Below are 20,703 nucleotides of genomic sequence, written 5' to 3' on the forward strand. Positions count from 1 at the left end.
TTATTGGTATTACAAAGGTAGTGACACTGTAGGACAGTTCTTTTAAAATCTTGTTAAGCTTCTCTATATACTATGCAGACAAGAATGTATTATTTCTTCTTTTTTGCCTGTACCAGTTCTAATTGATCGATAGAAACATTGGTTGTAAACATACCATAATCTACTGTTGCTTTTCCTTTTTCTATGGCATCGATAACTCCAACGGCTTTGCCATCTTGCATACGTACACGATCGCCAACTTTTAAAATAGCTTTTGGTTTTTCTACTTTAGGAGCTTCGATCTTTGCTTCTTTCTTCTTTTTTCGAATAACTGCTACCTTTTTTTCGACTTCTTTCTTTACTTGTGTTTCTTTTGCTTTTTGAACTTTTGCTTCTTTTACCGATTGTTTTTTACGTTTAGAATTTTCTATTTGTACAATCTTCATAAGCTCGGCAACAAGTTCTCGTTTTTTCTTATCGCGATAAAACTTCTCACTGACAGTGTCTAGTTTTTGACCTAAATAGATAAGACGCTGGTTACTATCATATAGTTCTTGATAGTTTTCTAACTTAGATTGTACCTTGGCATTGATCTCTTGTAGTTTTTGATCTTGTTGTAATGCTTTTTGTTCTTTCTCTTTAAGGGTAGAGGTTGTTTTTGCAAGTTTACTACGTTCTTTTTGAAGGTTTGCAATACTCTTATCAAAACGTATTTTACCGCGCTCTACTTTCTTTTTTGAACGGTTAATGAGGGAGTAGGGGATTCCATTTTTTTGAGCAACTTCAAAGGTAAAGGAACTTCCTGCTTCTCCTAAGTGTAATTTAAATAATGGCTCTAGAGTTCTGGCATCAAAGAGCATGTTTGCATTTACAATCTCCTGTGTTTCATTGGCCATCATTTTAAGGTTTGCATAATGGGTGGTAATGATTCCAAAGCTTTCTCGTTCATGAAATACTTCTAAGAAAGTTTCGGCAAGCGCTCCTCCAAGTTCTGGGTCAGATCCTGTTCCAAATTCATCAATAAGAAATAGGGTGTATTTATCACATTTCTTAAGAAAATAGTTCATATTCTTAAGACGATAGCTATAGGTACTTAAATGATTTTCTATACTTTGGTTATCTCCAATATCTGTAAGTATCCTATTAAAAAGACACATTCTAGAGTATTCATGTACCGGAATTAACATTCCACTTTGTAGCATGAGTTGCAAAAGCCCTACTGTTTTTAAGGTAATACTTTTACCTCCAGCATTGGGTCCAGAAATGACAATGATGCGACTCCCCTTATCAAGATGAATGTCTTGAGGGAATGTTTTTTCTTTTTTGGCAGTATTACTTAATAAGAGTAAAGGATGATATGCTTCTTTAAGTGTTACTTCTCTATCTTTTGTGATGGTTGGTAATACAGCATTTAGTTTTTGTGCATATTTTGCTTTTGCTGCTATCACATCAATAGTGCTTAGTAAATCTTGATATGTTTCAAATAGAGGTATAAAAGGGCGTATTGTATTTGTAAGTTCTTTAAGGATGCGTTTGATCTCTTCGTCTTCTTCAAAAAGGAGATTGTTGAGTTCTCGCTGGGCTTGTTGAGTTGCTTCAGGTTGTATGTATACAATACTTCCAGTTTTGGAGCTTCCCATGATAGATCCTTTTACTTTACGACGGTGCATTGCTGTTACAGCAAGTACACGTACATTTTCAACAACAGATTCTCTAATATCATCTAAGTAACCGTATCCTTGATATTGACCTAATGCAGAAGAGAAACTAGAGTTTATTCTTCCTTTTACTTGATTGATACTTCTGCGTGTTGTTTGTAATAAGGTAGAGGCATCATCTCGTAACTCTCCATAACGATCAAAAACGATATTTACCGCATCTATAACAATCGTTGTATATTCTGTACTAGATACTGTCTGATGAAGCGTAGGATAGCGTTCTTGGTACTTCTGAAAGAATTTTATATGGATATTAGTCGTTTCAGAAATGCTAGATAGTTTTTTAAAACTTCCTTTTTCTAAAACGCTATCTTCTATATCAAGGTATTTAATCTCTCTATCTACAGAATCAAACCCATGATTAGGAATTACTGTTTCATGAAATCGAGATGAGACATACTCATTGGTTTGGTGTAGCCCAAAAAGAGCTAATTTTGAAGAGGCGTATGGGACAATAGCCATTGCTTTGGCTTTTCCATGCTCAGTAATACAGCGTTCTGCGATGTGTTCGCAAACTGTTGGGAATTCTAGATCTTTAAGGGTTTTCTGATGTATGTTTATCATCGTAGGGATGCTGTAGGTGTCTATTAATATAGAATAGCCTACGGTATATTCTTTTTCTTTTAAAAATTTAATTCACGTTATAATAACAACACAAAAGTACAGAATAAATAAATGTGATTAAGTGTCTTAGTATGCTTTCGCGAAAGCGTACTAAGATAAAGCAGTATCTGTTTTAAGAATATTTAAAAAAGCCCTAAAAGTTTAGATAACTTTTAGGGCTTTTTTTGATGGTTTATTTATCAAAATATAAGATTAACTACTTGTAGTGACTCCAAATAAATCAATGCATTTCCAAGAAGATGTGATTACTGTAAATGAGATCGTGTCTGTACGTGGTTTAGGTCTTTCTTCAGAATTATTTGTAGCCCCTCCAATAATAGTTTGTAGATTATTTTGTGTTAATCGGGCAATGTTAGTTTTTTGAAATAGGAGTTGGTTTTTTAATTTAGATTTTTTCATAATCTTTTATATTTTAGTTCATTATAAAGTTAAAAGAATAATTAACATTATAATAGACTATTTAATTTGAGCTGTCTTCATTCATAAATAAAGACATTGTAAGAAGTAGTCGTTTATACTTATTTTGACTTGTTAAGTTGTTTAATAAAAAATGAAGGATAGATTTCATAGATTTTATAAAACGTTTTTGAAAAGGATTCAGCACTTTTAAAACCACATTCTTCTGCAATTGCTTTTATGGTAAATTTCCTAAGTTTTTCTTCTGCTTTTAATCTATTAAATGCATGATTTACACGTAGTTGTTTTATATACGAAGTAAAACTTTTTTGCTTATTTGTATTTATAACTTTAGATAGATAATTGCTATTTGTATTCATTTTTGAAGCAAGACTATGTAATGTTATTTTAGAATCTGTATAGTTATGTTCTTCTTCAAAAACGGACAACCTATTTAAAATCTCTTTTACAATGTCTTCAGGAACATCTGGTATAATAGTGTCTGAGACCTGGGTAAAAGGTGTTTTTTTTGGAGTATTATGTATAAGTTCTTTAAACCTTTTTTTATAGAATGATTTCTTTCTAAACTGATATATTGCAATGCCTATAATACCAGTTAGAATAGCTATTAAAACAATAGATGAAGTTTTGGATTTTTTCTTATCAGACTTTAATTGAACAATAAGTGCTTCTTTACTACTGATAAGTTTTGGAATATCTAGTTTGTCTATTATTTCTTCACTAAGATATTTATATCGATTTGTTAAAACATGATCTACTTTTATGAGCTTTTCTGTATATTCAAGTTGATCTTCTATACTGTTATTTTCTTTATAATATTTTATAATTTCTTGGTATGCATTTGTGAGCTCTGGTACTATATAATCTGTATGTTGATACACACTATCTACTTTTTTAAAATTTTGAATAGCTTTAGGTTTGTCTTTTAAATGTAGATGCGTTTTTCCTAAATAATAGTACCCGAGGGCTAATGAGTTTTGATCAAATACTTGTTCAATTTGTGGTAATGATTTTTGGATATTGATTTCTGCTTCGGCATATTCTCCAGTATAAAACTTCAAAACACCATCTAACATTAAAAAATGATTGTAATTAATAGAGTTATTTGATGTGTTTTTATCTAGTAAACCTAATCTGTTATATACTCTCGCAGAGTCTATATAATTCATTTTTCTATATGCATTGGTCAGTGCGTATAATACATTGTAATAAAGCGGAGAATTCTCTTCTTTATAATTTTGTTCAATAACATATTTATAGCAATTTTTTGCTAGTGTTAAGGCTTCTTGGTTTTTATCTATATTAGATTTTAATAAACCGAGACTTTGATTAATAAGGAATTCTAAGTGTTCTTTTCTACTTCCATTATTATACTTAGAGGCTTGAATATAGTTGTCTAGTGCGTTTTTATAAAGATATTTTCTATGATAAATAACTCCTTTATCGAAGTATGCAGTCGCTGGGAAATTTTCATTTTTTAGATTTTTTGAGAGTTCAATGATCGTATCATACAGATGAAATGATTTCTCTTTTTTTGTATCTAAAATAATTTTGAAATAATACCCTTTTACCATTCTCGAAGTATCTTTTTCTCTTTTTGCTTTAAGTATAAAAGCATTGGCATACTTCATTGCTGTTATGGAATCGTCTGCGTGTGTTATTAACGATTTTCTTATCTCGTTATAATCTAACTGTATAAGTGAATCTTGTGTTTTTTCTTGGGCATTAAGAAAAATAGGTCCCAAAATGCTTAAAAAAAAGATAAATACGGAATTCCTTATATACATTTTGAATAAAATTAAATTTAAAATGAATTTCTTAGAATAATCAGAGTTTTAAAGATAGTCTATTGCTTCTTGTTAGACAAAACAGGCTTATTTAGAGCATTTTATGAGTATTCCTCCTAACAATCTTCATTCTTAAATGAAGAGTCTTCATTCTTAAACGGGACAGTACTTGTCCTTGTTTCCTTTGATTATTCGGTAAACATTTGTAACAGAAATCAACCAACTATGATTCCCTAGTTATTTGATTTACAGATGTTAAAAATTATTACTAATCAAAATCAAATATATTTTATGAGCTAATTTTTTAAACAGTACAAAGATAACTTCTACAAGGTAGATCGTCTTACAGAATCCTTAATGAGTGTTTGATTCATTTAATTATGAAACACTTTTAAAATTTCGCGGAAACCGAAAAGCGTATGAGTAGGTAAACTAATAATACAACCATATTATGAAAAATTTTATACATAGAATAACGACACTTTCAGTAGTACTTATTTTCTTTTTATCAGTAAGCGTAAAAGCACAACCGGCACAACCACCTGGATCATCTGATGATTTACCATGGTGGAAAACAGCATTGGTAGATGCAGGTGGCGCTCTAGGTGGCGCTGGTGCCGTAGGAGGATTTATAGGGCCTGGTTCGATTACACCAGGTGGTTGGGTAGCCTTAGGAGGCGGCGCAATATTAGGAGGTGCAAGCGCTTCTGTTGCTGTCACAAGTAACTCTTCTTCTGTAGAGCATGCCGAAGAAGCTCAGGTTATAAAGTCAGCTTTAAACTCAGGAAACTCAAGAAGTTCAAGAACTTCAAAAACAACAACTAATCAGAATGACCAAATTGGGCAATTACATAATCTAATCATATCTGAATACTTTGATAAACACAACACTTTTAATAGAGATACCTTCTATAAGTTTGTGATAAATGATGAAAGAGTATTTCCTAGAGGGACAACGCCTATACTCACTAAAAAAGATTATGATCAAATTGTTCAGGAGAGTATGTATTTAAGAGTTCCTAATAATAACGATATGATTATTGAGTTTATCTTGAAGCATTTACCAGATACTGTGGATACACAAAAATTCCGTGATTATTTGATTTTACTTTTAAATAGTAATACAGTAGATTCATTTAATGCAAATCTTGATTTTGTAGAAGGAGAAGTACGATCAGACAATGATTTATCCGAAAGAGATTCTTTTGCTATGGATGCTTTCTTTAGTACGGCAAGAAATTCAGCACAGCTTTGGAAATAGTACCTGATATGGCTAGTACTTTAAAGAAGTTAAAGTACTAGCCATATATAATATAACCACATTATTTCTCATCAATAGTCTTTAGGAATTATGAAAAAAGCAATAACACTATTATTCTGTATCTGGTATACAATATCTAGTATATCTCAAGATGGAGTTATAAAAAATGAAACTTCTGGTAATACAAACTTTAGTGGAAGACACTGTAGAGGAACTAATGGATTGTGTAGTATAAGTGAGGAGAAAAACATGGACAGTAATAATACAGTTATCGCATACAATGATAATAAGGCTGCCATTACTTTTACTATAGACAGAAACCGTATCAGTACAGCAGAGGAAATTCAAATCTTAGGAAGACCTATACAAGCATCAGATATTGATATGACATTGTCCTTTATCATGGATGATGATTTTACACTAAACACAACGCTGGTAACCTATTTACAAATACCGTCACAAACGGTTATTATTACAAAAGGAAGTTACCCAGTTTATGTATCTAAAGAACATTTATTAATTACTTTTAAACTATAATGTTATGAAACATTTTTTCTATTTCTTGTGCTTACTATTATGTACAAATCAATTATGTTTTAGCAATACAATTTCTGATACGGATGAGTTAGAGATCGTTTTAATGGATTTAATAGAGGAGACATCGTTTATCACTAATAAATACAATGCGATACATCATTCATTAGAAACAGAACTACACAAAATCAACTCAAGATTAAAGAATACCATTATTTTAGAAAAGCAAGTTGCATTGCTTATTAAAAAAGATCAACTACAAGATCAACTAGCGTTTAGTGTATTATCTGAAGTTTCAGATTTGAGCAAAGTGCGTTATTTAAAAGGGTTACAGATCATAAAGATTTTATATGAAAAGACATTATCATTAGATCACCATTTTACATCTGTAGCAACTTTTAATGAGATTAATAATTTAAGTAATCCTAATCATTACCCTGAATTTGAAAAATTGAAAGACGGCTTATCTAGTCATCAGAATAAAAAAATGGGGTTTACACTTCCTTCTATTTTAGGAGATAATATTTATACATCTATCTTATATTCATTTGTTTCTTTATTTACAAGTAATAATGGATCAAAACAAGAAAAAGAAGCAGAGTTAAAAGATGTGGAGTGTATTTTAGATTTTACATTGCGTATGCATAACGATTTAAACACTATCTATTTTGAGACAGCATTTCTTCAAAAAAGTAATGATAATATTATTCTAGAATTAGAAAAACTCTTTGTAGACTTTACAAAACCTATAAAATATAAAACAGCATTAAAGGAATGTAGAGGAAGTGATGACTGGGATGAGGTAAGAGAACATCTATACAGCTATTTAGAAACATTAAATAGTATCATTCAAGATGATACTCAACGTTACAGAGCACATAAAATGCAAATTAATTTGGAATTTCCTATCGATAGATTACTGCAATTTATCACACAATATAATTCTCATATAGACCAAGGAGCAAAGTTTTATGAGAAATTTGGAATTATGCTCAATAGTTATGAAAATGAAAAACAATGTGCTACAAAGATTCCTGCAGAGTATAAAAAACTTAAAAGTAACATCTCCATAGCAATTGATAAATTTAACACAGCATATAAACCTGTTGAGATTAACGGAAGTAAGATGAAAGAGGTATTATATGGTATTAATGAATATGATTAAAGGTGTGTAATTGATACTTTAGTTGTGTTTTTTTAGAGAAAGCACGTAACTTTATACATTATCAATAGTAGCGCATACATGAATGTAAATATACATGCAAGTTGGAAGGAAGAACTCATGACCGAATTTGAGAAGGAGTACTTTAAAAACCTATCCACTTTTGTCACAGATGAATATACTTCTTATACGTGTTTTCCAAATGAGAAAGATATTTTTAATGCTTTTGATCATTGTCCACTTGATGAGGTAAAAGTGGTTATTTTGGGACAAGATCCTTATCACGGAGTAGGACAGGCTAATGGCTTGTGTTTTTCTGTACAAGATGAGATTGCTATGCCTCCTTCCCTGATTAATATCTTTAAAGAAATAGAAACAGACCTAGGACTTCCATTTCCTAAGACTGGTAATCTAGAGCGATGGGCATCCCAAGGAATTCTTTTATTAAATGCCACTCTAACGGTACGTGCTCATCAAGCAGGGTCTCATCAAAGAAAAGGATGGGAGACTTTTACGGATGCGGTGATAAGTACGCTTTCGCGAAAGCGTAAAAACATCATTTTCCTTCTTTGGGGCGGATATGCAAAAAAGAAAGGAGCAAAAATAGATACCTCAAAACATCACGTTCTTACAGCAGGACATCCATCACCTTTGAGTGCTAATAGGGGATATTGGTTTGGGAATAAACATTTCAGTAAGACGAATGAATTATTGATTTCTTTTGGAAAGAAAGAGATACAGTGGTAATAAGCCCTTAAATTTATGGCATAAAAAAATGACGCCGAAAATTTGAATTAAGCTTCAGCGCCATTTAGTCTTGTGTTATATATATAAATCTGAACGTTTATTCTTCGTCTGGATCAGGCTCAATGGTTTTATTACAGCTAAACTGTAAGAGTAAAAAATTTACTGCAACCAAAATTCCTATTACTATAAAAAATGTAGTCATTGTCCCCAAATTAATTAGTATACCTTATAGATGCGTAAAATTCAATAAGGTTGCGTCTAAAGTTAAAAAAAAATTAAATTAATGTAAATTAACATAAATTTCATTTGCATCTATCTCGTTATCAATCATTTGTAATTCAGTTAATTTTGACTGAATACGATTAATTTCTTCGGTAGTGATTTGTTCTTGAGACCAGGTAGTGCCAGATAACCATTTTTGGATGTCTTCCAGTTGTTGTTCATACCGATGGGCTAGCGTACGATCTATAGATGGTATTTTTTTAAAATCACGACTAACAGTATTAATAACTTGGAGTACTGTTTGTATTTCTTTACTCTTAGTTTTAATAGCGTCGTCTGTCCCAGCAATAACAAAACAACTCCACGGAGTAGGAAAGTCTCCTAATCTTCTAAAGATTCCAGCATCTACAATAGGTTTTGTAGTAAAATGTTCCCACATAAAATAGTCTGCTTTCTTTTCTGTAAGTGCTTCTACAGCATTTTCTAGTGTATTGACCACTTCAAACTCTAGTTTTGAAGTATCCCATCCTCTTTGTTTTGCTTGTACATGTGCCATTACATGTGATCCAGAACCATAGCGACTTATTGCTGCTTTTGCATATTGCAGTTCATCAATAGTAGTAAAAGGACTATGATGAGGTACGTGAACGCCCCATAATAGAGGAGAAGAAACATACAATTGTAAAATCTTAGAAGGATTGCCGTTTGCAATATCCTTTATAACGCCACCAGTGAGTATAACAGCGAGGTCTATTTCTTTTGCTCGTAATGCTTTATTCATTGCACCAGTTCCTTCAGGAAATTCAACCCAAACGACAGATACTCCAGCTTTAAAAAATAAATCTTCTTCTAAGGCAAGATGCCATGGAAGATTAAAATGCTCAGGAACGCCTCCTATTCGTATGATATTCATGTGTATTAAAATGTAGTATAAAATTACGCAAATCCTATTACATAGTTGCGATACGATCTAATGTATATTGTATTAATTTGTCTACGGTTTTGCTGGGTTGAGTGCTAAAGTCTCCAGTTACTCTATTTGCTAGAATTGCATTAAGAGATACAGCTCTGTGTCCTAAAAGTTTAGCTAGACCATAAATACCTGCAGTTTCCATTTCTAGGTTTGTAATTTTGCTTTCGCGAAAGCGGAATTCCCCCAATTTCATATTCATCATTGCATCAGAAGTTGGTAATCGAAGGACTCTTCCTTGCGGTCCATAAAAACCAATGTTTGTAGCTGTGACGCCTTTAACTATGTTCTCTCCATTAAAAACAGATGCAAGTTCCTTATTACAAGAAACGATATAGGGTTCGCTTTTTTGAGGAGACCAATCCATATGTTTTACAAATGCTTTCTGAATCTCAGGATACTGTATATGCGTACTATTATAGAAATGGAGTAATGCATCTAATCCAATGGCCATATCACTTAAAAGAAAAGAATCTACAGGAATTTCTTCCTGAATTGCACCACTCGTACCTATACGTATAATGTCAAGAGATGTATGCGTCTCCTTTATCATACGTGTTTCTAGGTCGATATTTGCAAGAGCATCTAGTTCATTAAAAACAATATCAATATTATCAGTCCCAATTCCTGTAGAGATCACAGTAATGGATTTATTCTTATAGATTCCCGTCGTTGTTTTAAACTCTCTTCGCTGTACTGTATGCGTGATCGTGTCAAAATACCCTGTAACGGTATCTACTCGATCTGGATCACCTACAGTAATCACTGTAGTAGCAAGATGTTCTGGACGAAGATGTAAATGATAGATACTACCGTCTGGATTTAAAATAAGTTCGGAAGCGGGAATGCTCATAGGGTGTTAAGAGGTTATAAGTTGTTGTGTGTCTTTATTATAAATGTATGCGTATTTTGAGACACCTCCAAAATAACAAGGTTTTTCTCGACCTTCATAAATGGTATACTCTCCATCGAGTGCTTTACGTCCTTTTTCTGTTAAGGTAAGGTGCTCTTCTAGAGATTCAAAATAGGAAGAAAGACGTTTGATTATCTTAAAGATTTGCATATCTCCATACCCATAGTATCCTTGATTACGTAATATATGTCTGCATAATTGATGTTCTGAAGTTGGAATATGCTCTTTTATACGTTTGAGAATCTGAATTTCTAGTGCATTTAAACCCGATACTTTATCTGGAAAACGTTCTTTATGTGCTTTTATACATGCATATAAGTATAGAAAACTACTACCTGTAGCTAGTTCTGGTTGTAACTGCGTGTGATCATCACTACAATAGATCTTCCAGAGATGATCACATAGTAAGAGGTCATTAGAAGTTAATTGTATTTTTTGCTCATAATGCTCAAGCAATTGTTTCTCGGTAAGTTCTGAAAGCCCTTTGAGACCAGTTTCTCCAGATATCTCGCCACTACAGACAAGATAGATTGGAGTTGTACAATGACTTTGTAAAAGGTAGCTTATGCAAGCTATCATATTGATATGACAAAATACATCGTATTCAAACCAAAGGATAATTTCATCATACTCATGACAACTTTTTATCAGTTCTAGTTGAGTGATAAATTTGGCTTCATAATTAGAGTCTCCTAGATTGTAATCGGTTTTAAAAAAAGTAGTACGATCGTCAATAAAAGTTTTACTTCCTATCGTATAGGTTGTTTTTCCTTCACAAAGCATTTCTCTCCATACCGCATAATCACCTTTGATTTTTAGATCAAGAAGCCAATTATTAAGGCTGTCACCATTAGTAATATGTAATGTTTTTGTAGACAAAATTGATATTTATATAAAGTGGTACTTACGGTAATTTATTTATCCCCCAACGCGTTTCACTTTAAAACCTTTATCTTTTAGGAAGGTCATAATTTTATCACGATAATCTCCTTGTATAATGATCTGCTCATTCTTAAAACTACCACCTACGCTAAGGAGTTTTTTAATCTCTTTGGCAAGGAGTTTAAAATCACTGTCGGCGCCTGTGTACCCTTCTATAATAGTAATAGGTTTGCCTTTACGCTTTTCATACTTACAGATAAGAGGATCGTCTTGCATCCATAATGTATTCTCCGTTTCTTCTTGAATTTCTGGTTCAGAAGGGGTATGATCTGGAAAAAGGTTTTTGAGTTGATCTTGTAAATCCATGAGATAGATTTATTCCTTTATTAATCCGATTTCTACCAGACGTTGATGTAAAAAATCTCCAGCAGTAATATCATCAAATGCTTTAGGATGTTCTTCATTTACACATGCATCTAGACAGTTTAATTTCATATCGCTACGTGGATGCATAAAAAATGGAATAGAAAAACGAGGCGTATCCCATTGTTCTTTTGGAGGGTTTACTACTCTATGTATGGTAGAACGGAGTTTATTGTTGGTATGACGCTCTAGCATATCTCCTACGTTAATAACGAGTTCATCCTCATTAGGAATCGCATCGATCCATTCTCCATCATTACGAAGTACTTGTAATCCTCCTGCAGAAGCTCCCATAAGAAGGGTGATAAGGTTAATGTCTCCATGCGCTCCAGCACGTACGGCTCCTTTAGGTTCTTCGGTGATAGGAGGATAGTGTATCGGGCGTAAAATACTATTTCCATTACTTGCCCAATGATCAAAATAGTGCTCATCAAGTCCTATATATAATGCAAGTGCTCTTAATACGTAAATACCTGTCTTTTCAAGCATACGATAGGCTTCCATACCTGTTGCATTAAAATCAGGAAGTTCATTTACAATAACATTTTCTGGATATTCTTCTATAAGATTTGCATCTTCATCTGCTTCTTGTCCAAAATGCCAAAACTCTTTTAAATCGCCTTCTTTTTTTCCTTTTGCATGTTCTTTTCCAAAAGAGATATATCCACGTTGTCCACCTAATCCTTCTATCTCATATTTTGCTTTATCCTCAAGAGGTAATGCAAAAAAACTTTTAACTTCTTTATATAGCCCATTAACGAGAGCGTCATCTAAGAAGTGATTCCTTAAAGAAACAAAACCTATTTCCTCATAAGCAGTTCCTATTTCCTGTACAAATTTTTGCTTGCGATTGGGATCGTCGCTCAAAAAATCGGCGAGATCTACACTTGGTATATTATTCATTACTTTTATCTTAAATAGCTGTCTTACAAAGATACGAATTTTCGTGTGTAGGCATACGCTTTCGCGAAAGCGTATATCTAATATTTTTTCTTCTATAAATTTAAAATAAAACGTTTCTGTTGTTACTTATTTTTCTACATTTGATTTGTTCTTAATATCAGAAAATGGCAACAAAAACTGCACCCAAAGTTCATTTTGATTACGACCGTAGTACACTTACGGACGAAATGCTTTTGCAATTATATAAAGCAATGCTTACTCCAAGACTTATTGAAGAGAAGATGCTTATTCTTCTTAGACAAGGTAAAATCTCAAAATGGTTTGCAGGGATTGGTCAAGAAGCGATTTCTGTAGGAGTGACTACAGCTATGCGATCTGAAGAGTATATACTGCCGATGCACCGTAATTTGGGAGTGTTTACAACACGTGAGATTCCTTTATATCGTCTTTTTGCACAATGGCAAGGGAAAGCAAGTGGCTTTACAAAAGGACGTGATCGTAGTTTTCATTTTGGAACTCAAGAATACAATATTGTAGGAATGATTTCTCATTTGGGACCTCAACTTGGCGTTGCTGATGGAATTGCTCTAGCTCATAAATTGCGTAAAGAAAAAGCAGTTACGGCTGTTTTTACAGGAGAAGGAGGAACTAGTGAGGGAGATTTTCACGAAGCACTTAATGTTGCTTCTGTATGGCAGTTACCGGTTTTATTCTGTATAGAGAATAATGGATATGGACTCTCTACACCTACAAGCGAACAATATAATTGTGAAAACTTAGCCGATAGAGCTCTAGGATATGGTATGGAAAGTCATATCATAGATGGTAATAACATATTAGAAGTTTATACTACCGTAAACGCGCTAGCAGAAGATATACGTACTAATCCAAGACCTGTATTACTAGAGTTTAAAACGTTTAGAATGCGTGGTCACGAAGAGGCGAGTGGTACAAAATATGTCCCTAAAGAATTAATGGAAGCTTGGGCTGAAAAAGACCCAATAGAAAATTATAAAAATTACTTATTAGGATTAGATGTTCTTACAGAAGAGATGCATGAAGAAATGGCTTCTCAAATCAAAGAAGCAATTAATGAAAATTTAGATATAGCTTATAATGAAGAGGCTATTATTCCTAATCTAGAAACAGAATTACTAGATGTATATGCTCCATATACATATCAAGATACGCCTCCTAATGAAGAAACTGAAGAATTACGTCTTATAGATGCTATTTCTGAAGGATTAAAACAATCTATGGAGCGTTATGATGATCTTGTGATTATGGGGCAAGATATTGCAGAGTATGGAGGTGTCTTTAAGATTACAGATGGCTTTGTAGATGCTTTTGGAAAGGAACGTGTTCGTAATACTCCTATTTGTGAGAGCGCTATTGTAGAAGCGGCTATGGGGCTTGCAATTAATGGAAAAAAAGCTGTCATGGAAATGCAATTTGCAGATTTTGCTACTTCTGGTTTTAATCCTATTGTAAATTACTTGGCAAAGTCACATTATCGTTGGTCACAACCAGCAGATGTTGTTGTACGTATGCCTTGTGGCGCAGGAGTAGGAGCGGGACCATATCATTCACAAACAAATGAAGCTTGGTTTACACATACACCAGGACTTAAAGTGGTCTATCCAGCATTTCCTTATGATGCTAAGGGATTACTTGCTGCAGCCATTGAAGATCCAAATCCAGTACTGTTTTTTGAACATAAAGCATTATACAGAAGAATACGTCAAGAAGTGCCTACAGCATATTATACACTACCTATAGGAAAGGCAGTTTCTTTACAAGAAGGAAATGATGTAACAATTATTACTTATGGAGCTGGAGTACATTGGGCTTTAGAAACGTTAGAGAAGAATACGGCTATTTCTGCAGATCTTATAGATTTAAGAACATTACAACCTCTAGATACAGAGGCAATATATGCATCTGTAAAGAAAACTGGTAAAGTTTTATTGTTGACAGAGGATGCAGGTTTTGGAAGCGTGATGTCAGATATATCGGCAATGATTACTGAAGCATGTTTTGAATTTCTGGATGCTCCTATACGTCGTGTAACAAGTATAGATACACCTATTCCTTTTGCAGAACAACTAGAAGAACAATATCTTTCTCGTACTCGACTTGAAGAGCGATTAAAAGAATTACTGGCGTATTAAAAATAGAAAATAACATTCAGACTTAAATAGTTTAATCTAAGTCTGAATGTTACTAGGTATTTTCTAGTAAGGAATACACCACCCTCCCTGACTAGTAGAACATTCACCTGGACAACCGCAATGACCTTGATAATAGCACCGCGCTCCATTTGGTCTTCCAGCGCAATTACCATTACATAGTTTTGCACCTCCATTAACTTCTTTTTGTTGAGCTTTATTTAATGTTTGAGCTCCTTTAAGATTCATTAGTTTTTTCATAATAATAAAATATTAAGTTAAAAATCCTGAACAGTTTAAAGACATCAGGTTAGTGTCTATGCTGTTTGTAGGATAGGGATAACAAAATTTATTTTTAAATCTCATTTATAACTTTCTTAATGTAACGGTGTATGCCTTGAAGTGTGTCTGGTTGTTCTATTATCTGCAATTCAGTAATTCAAATACAATATAGAATACGACGAGTATCCACTACTTAATAAATAAGCATGCTATACTCTATAGAGTCAGAAAGTTTGATTTGTTACCCATAATGTAGATATGGGATATATTTTATAGGAAAATTTTAAATAAAAATAGTAACAATCAAGCTTAGATAGTATTTTCTAAGTTTGATTGTTATCATGTATTTTCTAGTATGGAATACATCCTCCATAATTACTAGAGCATTCACCTAGATAGCTATAATGACTTTGATAATAGCAACGTGATCTATCTGGTTTTCCTGAACAGTTCCCATTTAATAATTCAAGTATAGTATAACTACTAGTGTCTATTGTATGATAGGCTAAAAAGTATAAAAACATTCAGAACTAAAATTTATATCTAGTTCTGAATGTTGATATCTTATTCTATAAAGGTACGCATCCGTTTAAGCATACTCCTGGACATCCACAATGACCGTGATAATAACAACGTGATCCTTGTGGTCTTCCAGCGCAGTTTCCATTACATAGTTTTGCACCTCCATTAACTTCTTTTTGTTGAGCTTTATTTAATGTTTGAGCTCCTTTAAGATTCATTAATTTTTTCATGATAAAAATATTAAGTTAAAATTCCTGAACAATTTAGAGACATTCAGGTTATTGTCTATGCTATTTGTAGTATAGGGATTAACAAAATATATTTTATTGAAAATTTAATTTTTACTTTTTATATAGTTTTAAAGTTAATAATTTCTTGATCATTCTTTATGAAGAAATAAGCGCATTATCATCTCCTATTTCTGTTGCTTGATTTTGTGATAACTCGGCTAGATCGTCTAAAAATAATGACAAATCACTTCTATCATATTCTTTTGGGAATTGATTGCCAAGAATATAAAGAGCTGGTGTAAAGTTAATGCTATTCTTTGTGCACCATTCTTTTTGAGCTTTTAAGACATCACCATAATCTGCATTTGGTATCGATTCTTTTTGTTTTAACCATTGTTTTAAATCAACATCATCTTGATATACTTCGTGCATCATCTTCATACAGCTTACCTCTCCTTCTGTATTATATGCGTGTATTAAATGTGAAGTCACTTGAAATCCTGTATCTTCGGGATTGTCTGCTCCTACATTAAAACGAACAATAATCTTAAGTAGGTTATCAGCTTGTTTTAATACATTCTCTATATCTGTATGTGCTTGTTTACAGTAATAACACAACGGGCTTGTAACCAAAATGACTTCTATTGGTGCATCTCTATTCCCTAAAACTATCTCTTGAGGAAGATTCATATCATTTACAATTGCATCATTCTCCTTTAGTAATGTATGAAAGATTGAAAAGTTTCTTTTAAACGTATTACTTTCTATTTTTAATTTACCTAATGCCACTTTCTTATGCAATAACGGTTTAATGTAAAACCAAAGACTTGCAATGATCAATAAACTAGTCACATATAATCCAGCTTCTTTTAATCCTATAGAAGCAAATTCATTATAATTACCTGTAGCAAACAAAATAACACCTTGAAGCGCTAGAACACCTACAATACCTAAACATAACGGGCACCATTTTTTTAAAACACTAGCTTGATAATATACAGAGTATAACACAAATGGAATAGAGAATAATGTTAATGCAGCTATTATGGCCACAGTAGGTGTGTTACTTAATAATGATAAACAATAAAATAAAATGTATCCAGCAAATGCTAGTATACTTGCATCACTGAGTGTTAATAAACCACCTATTTTGGCTCCTTTCGAGTTAAGAACGGCATCACAGCTTGTTTTTTCTGATAAATTACAAATACTGGCAGTACTAGCAGATTCTATCCCTAATGAGTGAGATACAATAAGGATACTTAAAATCAACCCAACTCCACTTAGGAAATAATGAATTCCTACAAAAAGAGAAGTGTCTTTAAATAAAAGAACACCTATAGCTACAAGTCCAACAATACATAACCATTGCCATACTTTTGTGGTATTTGTTGTTTGTTCTTCTTTTACCGTTTCATCTTTTTCTACCGCAATTATAATACCGTCCCAAATTTCTATAAACTTGGTAACAGATACACTTTTTACTTGCTTTTGATCAAGATGCATTTGTATAGCTCCTTTTTTCTTCTCTATTAAAGCGAGATTATTTCCTTTATCACCAGCTACATTTGCTATAAAAGTAGTAGGCAATTGATCTAATGTATCTTGATCTGTAGGTACTTGTAAAGCAAGATTTGGCACCCCAAAGTGCTTGAGAACTCCAGTTACTGAATGTAAACTGGGGTATGATGGGTGACTTAATAATTGTAATTTTAATTCCTCTTTATTAAGTTTAATCTTATTCGTTACCAATAATTTGTAAAGAATATTAAATAATTGATCTTGCATATATGTTTTGATGTATGTAAAGTGTTAAATCACAAGTTCTAAGTTACATTTTATTTTTACATAAAAATACATTGATTAGCAAATTGTATTAAAATAAATGAAAATTATAACAGCATATGTGGTATTAAAATCAAAATCATTGGGTCATTTTATTACATACTATCTTCATAGTTTTAAAAATATAAAGACATTTGAAGTACACGCTAGAGATATTAATTGTTTTATTATAAATGGTATAAATATTTGTTTTGTAACGACTACTTTTAAAAGGAATACTTAACTTCCCTTATTGTGAATACAAAAAACACTATTTTAATTATAGGAGGAGGCCTTGCAGGTTTGACGAGTGCTATTCACTTATCACAAGAAGGCTTTGAAGTAATATTAATTGAAAAAAATCAATTTCCTAAACATAAAGTTTGTGGTGAATACGTATCTAATGAAGTCCTTCCATACCTAGAAATATTAGGGGTTAATCCCTTTGAACATCAAGCAAAAAGAATACATAGATTTCAATTCTCTGGCTTATCAGGAACGACACTTGATATAGAATTACCACTGGGAGGATTTGGAATAAGTAGATTTGCATTAGATCAAATTTTGGTTGATAGAGCTATTGTACTCGGAGTTCAAGTGGTTCAGGCAACTGTAAAGAGTGTTGTTTTTCAAGAAACTCAATTTCAAATTACAACGTCTAACAATCAGTGTTTTAAAGCAGATTATGTTTTAGGAGCTTACGGAAAACGAAGTAATATTGATATCACGCTTTCGCGAAAATTTATACAAAAAAAATCATCTTGGCTTGGTGTCAAAGCACATTATAAGGCAGATTTCCCTAGCGATGTCGTAGCCCTTCATAACTTTAATGGTGGCTATTGTGGCCTTTCAAAAGTAGAAACAGATCACATTAATCTATGTTATCTAGCAGATTATAAATCGTTCAAAAAATATAAAAATATAGATGCGTATCAAAAAAGTGTACTATATAAAAATAAAGAATTGAAAACCTTTTTTGAAAACAGTGAGATTGTCTTTGATGTACCCTTAACGATAAGTCAAATATCATTTGATAAGAAAGAACCCGTAACAGATCATATTCTTATGATAGGAGATAGTGCTGGTTTAATCCATCCATTATGTGGAAACGGTATGGCCATGGCAATTCATAGTGCAAAGATTGCAGCAAGCTTACTTGTAGCACAACGATTACAAAATATCTCTAGAGATCAACTTGAAGATTTATATACAAAACAATGGAACCTTGCCTTTCAAAAACGTCTTAAAGCAGGACGACTTATCCAACAAGCATTACAAAATAAAAGATTGACACGTATAGGAGTATCATTAGTAGGAACTTCTCCTTACGTATTAAAGAATATTATAAAATCCACACATGGGCATCCATTAGTATGAGAGATATAACTGTTAGATCTACAGAAAGAGAACTCATGGATGATCCCGATATTCCTGAGGTAGATTTAAGAAATGCACTTATTGATATTTCTAAGTCAAACAAGATGCTAGGCGGTAATGCGATCACATTTAAGGCCATAGAAAAACTCATACAAGAAAACCCATTAAAAAAAGAATGGACCATTGTAGATGTAGGTTGTGGAGATGGAGAGATGCTTCGTCTTATTGCAGACTATTTTAAAAATAATGATATACACTTACAGTTAATAGGAGTTGACTTAAGTTCACAAAGTATTGCGATGGGAATTGAGTTGTCAAAAACATACCCAGAAATAACATTGTTAGAAAAGGATATATTAACTATTGATAATGAGATGTTTGGTTGTGATATAGTAATATGTACACTTACTTTACATCATTTTAAGGATCAAGAGATTCTTAGATTTATGAAGCAATTTGTAAAACTAGCGCAAGTTGCAGTAATTATAAACGACTTACATAGAAGTAAAATAGCATATCTGTTATTTAGATTATTTAGTCGTATTTTTATCAAAAGCCATGTGGCTAAAAATGATGGACTTGTGTCTATTGCAAGCGGATTTAGAAAAGAAGAATTAAAAATATTTGCACAACAATTGAAACTAGAACATTCTGAGATCACTTGGAAATGGGCATTTCGATACTTGTGGTTAATTAAAACCCTATGAATGTAAAGATTACCACTGTTGCAAAACAACTTCCGCAATACCATAGAACTACAGACGAAATTATTCCCTTTTTAGATGTATGGTTGCATGAGCAGGATGATCGTTTTAAACGAAAAGTAAAAAAGATTTTTGGTAATGCAGCTGTCGATAAGCGTTATAGTATTATGGCGCCAGAAGAAGTCTTTACAGCAACAACCTTCGAAGAAAAAAATGATATCTATACCCGAGAAGTTGTAAAACTCGGAGAGCAAGTACTTCAAAAAGCTTTTCAGAAAGCAAACTGGGAATCGCAATCATTAGATTTTATTATTACAGTAAGTTGTACAGGGATCATGATTCCTTCACTGGATGCCTATTTGATTAATAGTTTACAGTTACGACAAGATATTGTACGATTACCCGTAACAGAAATGGGGTGCGCTGCAGGAGTTTCTGGAGTTGTATATGCCAATGAGTTTTTAAAAGCAAACCCTGGTAAACGTGCTGCTGTTATTGCCATAGAAAGCCCTACAGCTACATTTCAACACACAGATTTTTCTATGGTAAATGTAGTGAGCGCTGCTATTTTTGGAGATGGAGCCGCTTGTGTATTACTTTCATCTAGAGAGGAAGACGAAGGTCCAGAAATTATAGATACAGAAATGTATCATTTTTATGATGCACAACAAATGATGGGTTTTAAGCTTGTAAATACGGGATTGCAAATGATCCTTGACCAAAAAGTTCCAGAAACAATAGCACAACAGTTTCCAGATATTATACATCCCTTTTTAGAAAAAAATAAACTAAATATAGATGCTGTAAATCACCTTATATTTCATCCTGGAGGACGTAAAATTGTCGAAACTGTAGAAGATCTTTTTGGAAAATTAGGAAAGAATATAGATGATACCAAAGAAGTATTACGATTATATGGAAATATGAGTAGTGCTACTGTTTTGTATGTTTTAGAACGATTTCTGGATAAAAAATTACCTAAAGACGATATAGGGATTATGCTCAGTTTTGGCCCAGGATTCTCAGCACAACGCGTGTTATTAAAATGGTAAGT

The 20,703-nt window shown here is 32.7% G+C and carries 19 protein-coding genes; 8 read left to right on the forward strand and 11 right to left on the reverse strand.

Annotated features, from left to right (window positions below):
* Positions 1-89 precede the first annotated feature (89 nt).
* The 3 genes from ABJD27_RS05585 to ABJD27_RS05595 form a co-directional block, all read right to left on the reverse strand.
* Complete coding sequence (locus ABJD27_RS05585) at positions 90-2,261, reverse strand: DNA mismatch repair protein MutS (RefSeq protein WP_348169725.1); 2,172 nt, start codon at positions 2,259-2,261, stop codon at positions 90-92.
* 252 nt (positions 2,262-2,513) lie between these two features.
* The gene (locus ABJD27_RS05590) at positions 2,514-2,720 is read right to left on the reverse strand and encodes a hypothetical protein (RefSeq protein WP_348169722.1); all 207 of its coding nucleotides are present in this window, start codon (positions 2,718-2,720) and stop codon (positions 2,514-2,516) included.
* Between the two features lie 119 nt (positions 2,721-2,839).
* Entirely contained in the window at positions 2,840-4,483 is a 1,644-nt protein-coding gene (locus ABJD27_RS05595) for a helix-turn-helix domain-containing protein (protein ID WP_348169719.1), read from the reverse strand.
* Between the two features lie 493 nt (positions 4,484-4,976).
* Between ABJD27_RS05595 and ABJD27_RS05600 the strand changes: the two genes are divergently transcribed.
* The 4 genes from ABJD27_RS05600 to ung all read left to right on the forward strand — a co-directional run bounded on the left by ABJD27_RS05600 (position 4,977) and on the right by ung (position 8,229).
* The gene (locus tag ABJD27_RS05600; RefSeq protein ID WP_348169716.1) at positions 4,977-5,786 is read left to right on the forward strand and encodes a hypothetical protein; all 810 of its coding nucleotides are present in this window, start codon (positions 4,977-4,979) and stop codon (positions 5,784-5,786) included.
* Positions 5,787-5,876: 90 nt separating this feature from the next.
* Positions 5,877-6,323, forward strand: coding sequence for a hypothetical protein (locus ABJD27_RS05605; RefSeq protein ID WP_348169713.1), 447 nt, complete (start codon positions 5,877-5,879; stop codon positions 6,321-6,323).
* Positions 6,324-6,327: 4 nt separating this feature from the next.
* Positions 6,328-7,485 carry a hypothetical protein gene (locus ABJD27_RS05610; RefSeq protein WP_348169710.1) on the forward strand — a complete coding sequence of 386 codons (1,158 nt, stop codon included), beginning with the start codon at positions 6,328-6,330 and terminating at the stop codon, positions 7,483-7,485.
* A 78-nt stretch (positions 7,486-7,563) separates the two neighbouring features.
* Positions 7,564-8,229, forward strand: coding sequence for a uracil-DNA glycosylase (gene ung, locus ABJD27_RS05615; RefSeq protein WP_348169707.1), 666 nt, complete (start codon positions 7,564-7,566; stop codon positions 8,227-8,229).
* Positions 8,230-8,509: 280 nt separating this feature from the next.
* Here ung and ABJD27_RS05620 read toward each other — a convergent pair whose 3' ends face one another.
* From ABJD27_RS05620 to ABJD27_RS05640, 5 genes are read right to left on the reverse strand one after another with little or no spacing between them, the layout of a single operon-like run.
* A complete protein-coding gene (locus ABJD27_RS05620; RefSeq protein WP_348169704.1) occupies positions 8,510-9,364 on the reverse strand; it encodes a substrate-binding domain-containing protein in 855 nt (284 codons plus the stop codon).
* A gap of 37 nt (positions 9,365-9,401) precedes the next feature.
* Positions 9,402-10,274 (reverse strand): nucleoside phosphorylase, encoded by an 873-nt coding sequence (locus ABJD27_RS05625; protein WP_348169701.1) that lies wholly within the window; start codon positions 10,272-10,274, stop codon positions 9,402-9,404.
* 6 nt (positions 10,275-10,280) lie between these two features.
* A complete protein-coding gene (locus ABJD27_RS05630; protein WP_348169698.1) occupies positions 10,281-11,213 on the reverse strand; it encodes a DUF1835 domain-containing protein in 933 nt (310 codons plus the stop codon).
* 39 nt (positions 11,214-11,252) lie between these two features.
* Positions 11,253-11,582 (reverse strand): translation initiation factor, encoded by a 330-nt coding sequence (locus ABJD27_RS05635; RefSeq protein ID WP_348169695.1) that lies wholly within the window; start codon positions 11,580-11,582, stop codon positions 11,253-11,255.
* Positions 11,583-11,591: 9 nt separating this feature from the next.
* Positions 11,592-12,542, reverse strand: a complete 951-nt coding sequence (locus tag ABJD27_RS05640) for a 2-oxoglutarate and iron-dependent oxygenase domain-containing protein (RefSeq protein ID WP_348169693.1) — start codon at positions 12,540-12,542, stop codon at positions 11,592-11,594.
* Positions 12,543-12,706: 164 nt separating this feature from the next.
* Between ABJD27_RS05640 and ABJD27_RS05645 the strand changes: the two genes are divergently transcribed.
* Positions 12,707-14,713, forward strand: coding sequence for a dehydrogenase E1 component subunit alpha/beta (locus ABJD27_RS05645; protein WP_348169690.1), 2,007 nt, complete (start codon positions 12,707-12,709; stop codon positions 14,711-14,713).
* Positions 14,714-14,776: 63 nt separating this feature from the next.
* On the opposite strand, the gene ABJD27_RS05650 is transcribed toward ABJD27_RS05645, so the two are convergent.
* The 3 genes from ABJD27_RS05650 to ABJD27_RS05660 form a co-directional block, all read right to left on the reverse strand.
* Positions 14,777-14,971 (reverse strand): hypothetical protein, encoded by a 195-nt coding sequence (locus ABJD27_RS05650; RefSeq protein ID WP_348169689.1) that lies wholly within the window; start codon positions 14,969-14,971, stop codon positions 14,777-14,779.
* A 590-nt stretch (positions 14,972-15,561) separates the two neighbouring features.
* On the reverse strand, positions 15,562-15,744 hold the full coding sequence (locus ABJD27_RS05655; protein ID WP_348169686.1) for a hypothetical protein: 183 nt from the start codon (positions 15,742-15,744) through the stop codon (positions 15,562-15,564).
* A gap of 156 nt (positions 15,745-15,900) precedes the next feature.
* Positions 15,901-17,532 (reverse strand): vitamin K epoxide reductase family protein, encoded by a 1,632-nt coding sequence (locus tag ABJD27_RS05660; protein WP_348169683.1) that lies wholly within the window; start codon positions 17,530-17,532, stop codon positions 15,901-15,903.
* 291 nt (positions 17,533-17,823) lie between these two features.
* Here ABJD27_RS05660 and ABJD27_RS05665 point away from each other — a divergent pair, with 291 nt between their 5' ends.
* From ABJD27_RS05665 to ABJD27_RS05675, 3 genes are read left to right on the forward strand one after another with little or no spacing between them, the layout of a single operon-like run.
* Positions 17,824-18,945: an NAD(P)/FAD-dependent oxidoreductase gene (locus ABJD27_RS05665; protein ID WP_348169680.1), complete on the forward strand. Its 1,122-nt coding sequence runs from the start codon at positions 17,824-17,826 to the stop codon at positions 18,943-18,945.
* Positions 18,942-19,652, forward strand: coding sequence for a methyltransferase domain-containing protein (locus ABJD27_RS05670; protein WP_348169677.1), 711 nt, complete (start codon positions 18,942-18,944; stop codon positions 19,650-19,652). Before ABJD27_RS05665 ends, ABJD27_RS05670 begins: the two co-directional genes overlap by 4 nt.
* Positions 19,649-20,701 (forward strand): type III polyketide synthase, encoded by a 1,053-nt coding sequence (locus tag ABJD27_RS05675; protein WP_348169674.1) that lies wholly within the window; start codon positions 19,649-19,651, stop codon positions 20,699-20,701. Before ABJD27_RS05670 ends, ABJD27_RS05675 begins: the two co-directional genes overlap by 4 nt.
* Positions 20,702-20,703: the final 2 nt, after the last annotated feature.

Source organism: Dokdonia sp. (assembly GCF_039945015.1).
GTDB lineage: Bacteria > Bacteroidota > Bacteroidia > Flavobacteriales > Flavobacteriaceae > Dokdonia.

Bases quoted from the DNA above. Each gene is read 5' to 3' on its own strand.
- ABJD27_RS05645 (WP_348169690.1), top strand. From the start codon at position 12,707: ATGGCAACAAAAACTGCACCCAAAGTTCATTTTGATTACGACCGTAGT.
- ABJD27_RS05660 (WP_348169683.1), bottom strand. From the start codon at position 17,532: ATGCAAGATCAATTATTTAATATTCTTTACAAATTATTGGTAACGAAT.
- ABJD27_RS05655 (WP_348169686.1), bottom strand. From the start codon at position 15,744: ATGAAAAAATTAATGAATCTTAAAGGAGCTCAAACATTAAATAAAGCT.
- ABJD27_RS05585 (WP_348169725.1), bottom strand. From the start codon at position 2,261: ATGATAAACATACATCAGAAAACCCTTAAAGATCTAGAATTCCCAACA.
- ABJD27_RS05670 (WP_348169677.1), top strand. From the start codon at position 18,942: ATGAGAGATATAACTGTTAGATCTACAGAAAGAGAACTCATGGATGAT.
- ung (WP_348169707.1), top strand. From the start codon at position 7,564: ATGAATGTAAATATACATGCAAGTTGGAAGGAAGAACTCATGACCGAA.
- ABJD27_RS05635 (WP_348169695.1), bottom strand. From the start codon at position 11,582: ATGGATTTACAAGATCAACTCAAAAACCTTTTTCCAGATCATACCCCT.
- ABJD27_RS05620 (WP_348169704.1), bottom strand. From the start codon at position 9,364: ATGAATATCATACGAATAGGAGGCGTTCCTGAGCATTTTAATCTTCCA.
- ABJD27_RS05610 (WP_348169710.1), top strand. From the start codon at position 6,328: ATGAAACATTTTTTCTATTTCTTGTGCTTACTATTATGTACAAATCAA.
- ABJD27_RS05605 (WP_348169713.1), top strand. From the start codon at position 5,877: ATGAAAAAAGCAATAACACTATTATTCTGTATCTGGTATACAATATCT.
- ABJD27_RS05640 (WP_348169693.1), bottom strand. From the start codon at position 12,542: ATGAATAATATACCAAGTGTAGATCTCGCCGATTTTTTGAGCGACGAT.
- ABJD27_RS05590 (WP_348169722.1), bottom strand. From the start codon at position 2,720: ATGAAAAAATCTAAATTAAAAAACCAACTCCTATTTCAAAAAACTAAC.
- ABJD27_RS05600 (WP_348169716.1), top strand. From the start codon at position 4,977: ATGAAAAATTTTATACATAGAATAACGACACTTTCAGTAGTACTTATT.
- ABJD27_RS05675 (WP_348169674.1), top strand. From the start codon at position 19,649: ATGAATGTAAAGATTACCACTGTTGCAAAACAACTTCCGCAATACCAT.
- ABJD27_RS05650 (WP_348169689.1), bottom strand. From the start codon at position 14,971: ATGAAAAAACTAATGAATCTTAAAGGAGCTCAAACATTAAATAAAGCT.
- ABJD27_RS05625 (WP_348169701.1), bottom strand. From the start codon at position 10,274: ATGAGCATTCCCGCTTCCGAACTTATTTTAAATCCAGACGGTAGTATC.